9 protein-coding genes are annotated in these 7,553 nt (G+C 55.0%); 5 read left to right on the forward strand and 4 right to left on the reverse strand.

Annotated features, from left to right (window positions below; translation table 11 throughout):
• Nucleotides 1-16: 16 nt before the first annotated feature.
• Complete coding sequence (locus tag ABF287_RS09890) at nucleotides 17-982, reverse strand: sodium-dependent bicarbonate transport family permease (protein WP_347184842.1); 966 nt, start codon at nucleotides 980-982, stop codon at nucleotides 17-19.
• 94 nt (nucleotides 983-1,076) lie between these two features.
• Between ABF287_RS09890 and ABF287_RS09895 the strand changes: the two genes are divergently transcribed.
• Entirely contained in the window at nucleotides 1,077-2,006 is a 930-nt protein-coding gene (locus tag ABF287_RS09895; protein WP_347184843.1) for a LysR substrate-binding domain-containing protein, read from the forward strand.
• Between the two features lie 74 nt (nucleotides 2,007-2,080).
• Here ABF287_RS09895 and ABF287_RS09900 read toward each other — a convergent pair whose 3' ends face one another.
• Nucleotides 2,081-3,298, reverse strand: coding sequence for a cytochrome b/b6 domain-containing protein (locus ABF287_RS09900; protein WP_347184844.1), 1,218 nt, complete (start codon nucleotides 3,296-3,298; stop codon nucleotides 2,081-2,083).
• A gap of 167 nt (nucleotides 3,299-3,465) precedes the next feature.
• Between ABF287_RS09900 and rimO the strand changes: the two genes are divergently transcribed.
• Both rimO and ABF287_RS09910 read left to right on the forward strand, forming a co-directional pair.
• On the forward strand, nucleotides 3,466-4,896 hold the full coding sequence (gene rimO / locus ABF287_RS09905) for a 30S ribosomal protein S12 methylthiotransferase RimO (protein WP_347184845.1): 1,431 nt from the start codon (nucleotides 3,466-3,468) through the stop codon (nucleotides 4,894-4,896).
• Nucleotides 4,897-4,977: 81 nt separating this feature from the next.
• Complete coding sequence (locus tag ABF287_RS09910; RefSeq protein WP_347184846.1) at nucleotides 4,978-5,775, forward strand: hypothetical protein; 798 nt, start codon at nucleotides 4,978-4,980, stop codon at nucleotides 5,773-5,775.
• A 147-nt stretch (nucleotides 5,776-5,922) separates the two neighbouring features.
• On the opposite strand, the gene ABF287_RS09915 is transcribed toward ABF287_RS09910, so the two are convergent.
• A complete protein-coding gene (locus ABF287_RS09915; RefSeq protein ID WP_347184847.1) occupies nucleotides 5,923-6,303 on the reverse strand; it encodes a hypothetical protein in 381 nt (126 codons plus the stop codon).
• 97 nt (nucleotides 6,304-6,400) lie between these two features.
• Between ABF287_RS09915 and ABF287_RS09920 the strand changes: the two genes are divergently transcribed.
• A complete protein-coding gene (locus tag ABF287_RS09920; RefSeq protein ID WP_347184848.1) occupies nucleotides 6,401-6,793 on the forward strand; it encodes a rhodanese-like domain-containing protein in 393 nt (130 codons plus the stop codon).
• A gap of 36 nt (nucleotides 6,794-6,829) precedes the next feature.
• Entirely contained in the window at nucleotides 6,830-7,225 is a 396-nt protein-coding gene (locus ABF287_RS09925; RefSeq protein WP_347184849.1) for a DUF393 domain-containing protein, read from the forward strand.
• On the opposite strand, the gene ABF287_RS09930 is transcribed toward ABF287_RS09925, so the two are convergent.
• Nucleotides 7,222-7,553: YigZ family protein (locus ABF287_RS09930; RefSeq protein WP_347184850.1), on the reverse strand; the 332-nt coding region annotated here is incomplete at its 5' end. The two genes, ABF287_RS09925 and ABF287_RS09930, sit on opposite strands and share 4 nt — an antisense overlap.

The raw sequence follows: 7,553 nt of genomic DNA on the forward strand, positions 1-7,553 counted from the left end.
TGTGGATCTTCGCCCCTTACAGCCCCGCAAGCCACAAATACAATGGCAATCCCAAGGTGATGTTGAAGGGGAAGGACACCCCCAAAGACAGCGTCAGATAGATCCCCGCCTCAGCCTTGGGCAGCGCGATCTTCATCGCCGCAGGCACCGCGATATAAGACGCCGAGGCAGACAGCACCATCAACAAGAACTGACTGCCATCTTGCAGACCCGCCATCGATCCAAGCACCCAAGCCAACATCGCGCCGATCAGTGGCATCAAGATGCCAAAGGCAAACAGGCCAGCCGACAACAGGTGCTTGTTCTTCAAAAGGCTACGCCCCGCGTTCAATCCCATGTCCAGCAAGAACAGACACAAGATACCGGTGAAAGGCGTCACCACGAAAGGCGCGATCATCGCCATGCCGTCGGTCCCTGTGGCAGCCCCAATGGCAAAGGCACCGACAAGCAAGACGATCGATCCATTGGCCAAAAGATCGCGGTACAGGCCCGGACCTGACGCGCCTTGGCCCGAAAACTTATGGGCGATCCACAGCGCAGACAGGATCGCAGGCACCTCCATCGCGGCAGCGACGGCGACCATGTAACCGTCATATGTGAGGCCAGTCAGTTCCAGCAAGCTGGTCGCGGCCACAAACGTCACGATGGAAATCGACCCGTAATGCCCCGCCACGGCGGCGGCATTCATGGTGTCGAGCTGCGTCATGCTCCGCAGCAGCAAAAAGGCGATGAACGGCAAGGCAAAGGACAGCAAGACGCCAAGACCGATGGTTACAAACATATCGATGTGCAATCCGTAGTCGGCCAAACTGCTGCCGCCCTTAAAGCCGATGGCCAAGAGCAAATAGAGCGACATGAATTTGGCCGCGCCTTCTGGAATAGACAGATCACTGCGGGCGAAGGCGGCGATCAGGCCGAGGACAAAGAACAGGATGGTCGGCACCATGAGGTTGCCGAGAAGTGTGTCAAAAATGGGGGGCATGGGGTGTCTCCGTTGTGCTGCGCACCACATGGCAGAGGCTCATTCATAATTAAAATACTTGATTTATAATCATTACATAGTTTTAAACTATGAAATGCGCCCGACACTCAGACAATTAGAATACATCGTTACCGTCCACCGCCTCGGGCGGTTCGGATTGGCCGCAGAGCTGCTCAACGTCAGCCAGCCCAGCCTGTCGGCGCAAATCGCGCTGGTCGAAGATGAGCTGGGCATCCGCCTGTTTGAACGCAGTCGCGGCGGTGTGCAGATCACCGCCCAAGGCGAAGAGTTCGTACAGCGGGCGCAAAAAATATTGTCTGATGTCCAAGACTTACGCCGCGCCATGATGTCTGAAACCGTATTTTCCGGCCGTCTACGTCTGGGCGTCTTGCCCTCAATCGGGCCCTATCTGTTGCCGCAAGTTGTGAAGACTTTACACCAAACCCACCCTGATTTGCGCATCATCGTGCGCGAGGAAAACACCCGTGATCTTGAGATCGGCCTGCGCTCAGGTCGGCTGGATGCGATCATTTCAACGCCCGAAGATCACCCCAACACGATCCAAAAGCGACTGTTTAATGAAAGCCTTTGGGTGGCTGTCGCCACCGACGATGTTTTGGCGGACCTTGATGGCCCTGCCACTGCGCAGGATTTGATGGGGCAACGGTTGTTGACGCTCGACAACAGTCACCGCTTGTCACGCATCGTTTATGCACTGGCCGCACAGACCGGCGGCGTGGTGACGGACGATTATGAGGGCACGAGTTTGGATTCGGTTTTGCTGATGGCAGCGACAGGCAGCGGGGTTGCGATCTTGCCCGAATTATTTGCGCGACGCCAAGCGATCTACCGCGAAGAAGTTGTGGTCAAACCACTGGATCTGCCCAATGCCAACCGCGACATCGCCTTGCTGTTTCGCCATGAGGATCGCACGGGCACGGGGCAGATTTTACTGACCCAAGCCCTGCGCGATGCGGCCGACAAATTTGGTCTTAAAACACATCACGACGCAGATGAGGCCTAAGTTCACCCGCGCAGGCGACCATAAAAAAGGGGCGCATATAGCACCCCTTTTTCTGCTTTAAAATATGGCGGCGATCACTCGGCCAGTTGCGCCGTTAGGTTGACGGTCACATCAACGCCAAAGCCCACGGTGCTCTCATCCGTATAGCCCTTGCCCATCCCGAAATCGCGACGGTCCAACGCGGCTGTGCCTTGCATATTGGCGGTCTTGCCATCGGTGTCCAAAGTGAACTCAAGCGTCACTGGCACAGTTTGCCCCACAAGGGTCAACGTGCCCGTGGCCTCATGCGCAGGGCCTGCCTCAAGCCGCGTGATATCCGCTGCAAACACGGCCGAGGTAAAGGCCGCCGTGTTAAAGAAATCAGCGCCCGTGGCATTCGAGGTGACAGAGCCCAGCGTCAAAGTCGTGGTGTCGATATTGACCACAGTGGAACCAGTGCCTGTCTCAACATCATAAGCGATTTGCGCGTTCCAAGCCGCAAAATTGCCCTCAATCGGCGCACCAGATTGGGTGACGCTGAAGGTCACGCTGCCGTCGGTCACGGTCCATTCCGGCGCGTCAGAGGCCAAAGCCGCATCATCTGTTTGCGTCATGGATATCTCAGCCCCAGCGTGGTCATCGTCATGGCTCTCTTGGCCCAAGGTCAAAGCCCCACCGATCACAACAGCCCAAAGGATCAAAGCCGCTATGGGCGCGAGTTTGCTGTTATGTCCCGCATAATTCGGATCGCCACCGTGATAGCCTTTGGCCATGCGCGCCAATGTTTCATCGCGGTCAATAATCACGTGTTTCAACGCGCCAGCAATGTGCAAAGCGATCGCGCCAAACAACACGAAAACCACCGTGCCGTGCACCGCTGCGGCAGCATGCGCGACGACTTCGGATTTTGGCACGAACGGCAAGGTTTGCCCAAAAGGCCACCAAATCGGCGCAAAACCCACTTCGGCGGCATGCATGATCCAGCCAGACAGGGGCACGATCACCAACGAACCATAGAGCGCCCAGTGCACAACCTCGCCCACCAGCGTTTCCAGCTTGCGCTCAGGATGCAGCGGCACAGGATGCGGCTGGGTCAAGGCCCACAAAATCCGCAAAACAGCCAGTAAAAACACCGTCACGCCGATGGTTTTATGCGCGGAATACAGCGTTTTCAGCGTGTCCACAGTGTCAGCATTGCGCGGAATATTGTCGCCAATGATGCCCAGCGCAAAGGCCGTAACAATCAAGAGCGCAATCGCCCAATGGAAAGAACGGGCGACACCGCCATAACTGGTTTTGGTATTGGTCATCATGGGATGTTTGTCCGACTGAAATTAAGAATTGGCTCCACCCTAACGAAACACTTATGCGAACGTGAGACCTTTTTGCGAACAGAATGTGACATCTCACGCACATGTGCGATTGGGCTGCATTTGCGGACAGGCTTCACCCATGACGGATTCCCGTGTATGGCTCTGATATGAGCACAAATCCTCCGAATCTCCGCCCCGATCTGGCGCCTGCGCCGCTTGTTGATGCAACAAATGCGAAGGCCCGCGCAGACCAGCCGACCATCGGCATGGTGTCTTTGGGCTGTCCCAAAGCCTTGGTTGACAGTGAACGCATTTTGACGCGGTTGCGCGCAGAAGGTTATGCGATTTCAAATGATTACAATGGCGCGGATGCTGTGGTGGTCAACACCTGCGGGTTCTTGGACAGTGCCAAGGCGGAAAGTCTTGAGGCCATCGGCGAGGCACTGCAGGAAAACGGCAAGGTCATCGTCACGGGCTGTTTGGGCGCGGAGCCTGAGTATATCACCGGTGTGCACCCCAAGGTTCTGGCCGTCACAGGCCCGCATCAATACGAGCAGGTTTTGGATGCTGTGCACGGCGCTGTGCCGCCTTCGCCTGACCCCTTTGTGGATTTGCTGCCTGCGCAGAGCGTGTCTTTGACGCCGCGCCATTTCAGCTATCTGAAGATTTCCGAGGGCTGCAACCACGCTTGTAAATTCTGCATTATCCCTGACATGCGCGGCAAATTGGTGTCGCGCCCTGTGCATGGGATTTTGCGCGAGGCTGAGAAATTGGTCGAGGCGGGCGTGAAAGAGCTTTTGGTGATTTCGCAGGATACGTCGGCTTATGGTTTGGATCGTCGTTACTCTACGCATCCGTGGGCCCCTAAAAACGGCGAAGCTCGTGAGGTGCGTTCACACATCACCGACTTGACCCGCGAGTTGGGACAACTTGGCGCTGCTGATGATCTGTGGGTGCGTTTGCATTATGTCTACCCCTACCCCCATGTGCGCGATCTGATCCCGCTGATGGCTGACACGAGCAACGCTGTTTTGCCCTACTTGGATATCCCGTTCCAGCATGGTCACCCTGATGTATTGAAACGCATGGCGCGCCCTGCGGCGTCTGCCAAGGTTCTGGATGAAATCGCCGCGTGGCGTTCGGATTGTCCTGATATCACCCTGCGGTCGACCTTTATCGTCGGCTACCCCGGCGAGACCGAGGCCGAGTTCGACTATATGCTCGATTGGCTGAAAGAGGCCAATTTAGATCGTGTGGGTTGCTTCAAATACGAAAACGTCGCTGGCGCGCGCTCCAATGCGCTGCCGGATCACGTGGCGGAAGAAGTGAAACAAGAGCGCTGGGAACGGTTCATGGAAGTCTCGCAAGAGATTTCAGAGGCCAAACTGGCTTTGAAAGTCGGCCAGACCATGCAGGTGATCGTGGACGATATTGATGCGGACGGCATAGCCACATGTCGCACCAAGGCGGATGCCCCCGAGATTGATGGGAACTTGTTTATTGATGAGGGCACTGAGGGTTTGAGTGTCGGGGATTTGGTGACTGTCGAGGTCGATGAGGCTGGGGAGTATGATTTGTGGGGTTGCATTTCGAAATAGAAAACAGTCTGGGAGACTGTTTTCCGAAATGCACGAAATCGGCGGTGGTGATTTTGCCACCACTTAAAAGGGCATTGAAACGTGGCGATATTACGCAAATTATTGAATTTCTTTGAAAATTTTTCATTTGGTGTATTGATTGGGTTTATTCTTGGAACTCTGTTCGCGCTATTTCTTGGATCAGATTTTTCACCTTCAGCCAAGTCAAACATAGTGGGCATAGCAACCGTTTTCGGAACACTTTTCGCAGCCGGCTTCGCGACCTTCGGGGTTCTAATGACCGTCCGTCAGCAAGAATCTCACCGACGCGAAGAGCGCAACGACTACCTACGCGCTGCAAAAGCTGTTCTTCCATTAACTTTATTGGAGCTCTCTCGCGTGATGCTGCGCGGCGCAGAGATACGCCTGAACTCGGAATACGAAGGCAAGAAATCAGATGAGTTGCTGCGCGAAGTCACAGTAGATCCTGAAATACTACAAAATATTCGTGACAATATTATGTATGCTGACAAAGAAAACGCAGCACACCTTTCCAAAATCGTCTCAGAATACCAAATTCTCTGCAGCCGACTTTTGTTTGCTGAAACCCATTGGACATTTAAAAATGAAAAAGTTCGTACATGTACTGGGGATGTAGCTATCTATAGCAGCCTCCAGTGGGTCACCAATTTCCTTAGAATTGAAGCTGCATATAGCTATGCGCGTGGACGCAAGGATGAGATTGGCTTATTTGTATTGTCTTCAAGGCAACTTTCGAGGGCCTTCAAGAACCAAGGATTGACGTGCCCTGAAAAAAAGCAAGGCGACTTAGCAAAGGAAATAGAAGCATTTCCAATTACGCTGAACAAACTTGAGAGAGCTTTGCAGCTATATGCTTGACCAGCGCCTGACCCTGGGTGGGTGCTGAAAGCGCCCTGTCGTGCTGGAAGCACGCCTTTGGCGTGACGGGGAGGGTCGGGCGCTGAGCGATGCATGCATCGCTCGGGGAGAGACGTGAGTGCGGCGCTTGAAATCTGTAGGGTTTGCTTAGTCGGACGGCTTCGCCAAATGCTCAAACCAAAACACGCCAAAGGCATCGAACTGCCCCAAAAGCTGCAACACCCCCGTCAAAACGGGATAGATCAGCACATAGGCTGAGGCCAAGGTGACGATCGCAAACCCGAGCATTATCGCCTTGTTCGCAGCGGGGTTGAAGCAGGCCCAGACATAGAGCAGCACAGGGCCATAAAGTGCCCCAAGTCGACCAATCACATAGGCGGCATCACCAACCCAGCCATGTTCAGCCACGACACGTGCAAAACCGACGTGGGAAAACAAAGCAACAGTCAGGTGGAACAGCACAAAGGCCCAGACCTGAACGGACAAGGCCCAAGAGAGCGTTGGATGGAGTGGCGGTGCAAATTTCATGGGGCAAAGCTTAGACGGGACATCCTAACAAAACCCTCAAATCCTTGACCGTTTTGCCACGATCAAGCACCCTCTCCCCCAAAGGGAGCGCATCATCATGACCAAGACCTATCAAGACCTGCTCAGTGAGGCCTACGACCAGATCTCTACGATCCCTGTGGAGCTTGCGGTGGAGCTGGTGGGTGATCCAGATACTTTGATCGTTGATCTGCGCGACAGGCGGGAGTTGGAGCGGGAGGGCAAGATCAAAGGCGCGTTTCATTGTCCGCGTGGGATGCTTGAATTTTGGATTGATCCGACCAGTCCGTATCATAAACCTATCTTATCGCAGGCCAAACAGATCGTGTTCTATTGCGCCTCTGCGTGGCGATCCGCTTTGGCGGCCAAGACCGCGCAGGACATGGGGTTTGGCAACGTGGCCCATATCGAGGGCGGATTTAGCGCGTGGCGTGATGCTGGCGGCGCTGTGGAAAATGTCGCAGCGAAATAGACTGTTTGTTTGCAAGATACGCCCTAGATTAAGAGCATGACGCAGAAAACGCCCTCTGAAGATACAAACACCGCCGTGTTGTTCAACGCCGAGTGTCCCGTGTGCAATTTCGAGATTTCGCACTACGCGGACTATGCGGCGCAGAATGCGCTTGAGATCCGCTTTGATGATCTGAATTCTTGCGCCTTGCAGCGTTGGAATTTAACGGCGGATCAAGCGGCACGCAGGCTTTATGTGGCGCATGAGGGCGCGTTGGTGTCGGGCATTCCCGCGTTTCGGGTGCTCTGGGCGCAGATGCCGAAATACAAATGGCTGGCGCGGGTGACGGGCTGGCCTGTGGTGCTGCCGCTCAGTGAGGCGCTGTATGATCATGTGCTGGCGCCCTTGATTTACCGCTGGCACATCCGGCGTCAGGCTCGCAAAGCCGCCTAAGACGCGCGGTTGTCCAAGTAGTGGCGCACGGCGTCTTGGACGTGGCGGAAACGGTCGCCGCCAAGGTGCTTGCCGCCGTACCAGCGCGTGACGACCACAATATGGTTCCGCAGCTCTTCGCGTTCCAGCATGCGCAAAATCACCATGCCAGCGCCACTTTCGCCGTCATCGTTTTTGATCGGCGTGTCGCCTGCCAAAAGCCCCCATGTGTTGTGGGTGGCCTTCGCGAATTTTTTGGTTTTGCACAGGGTTTTGATGAAGGCCTTGGCCTCATCCGCAGACGCGCAAGGCCCGCCAGAGACCGCGTATTTTGATCCACGATCCGATA

The sequence above is a fragment of the Pacificibacter sp. genome, assembly GCF_039769035.1.
GTDB lineage: Bacteria > Pseudomonadota > Alphaproteobacteria > Rhodobacterales > Rhodobacteraceae > Celeribacter.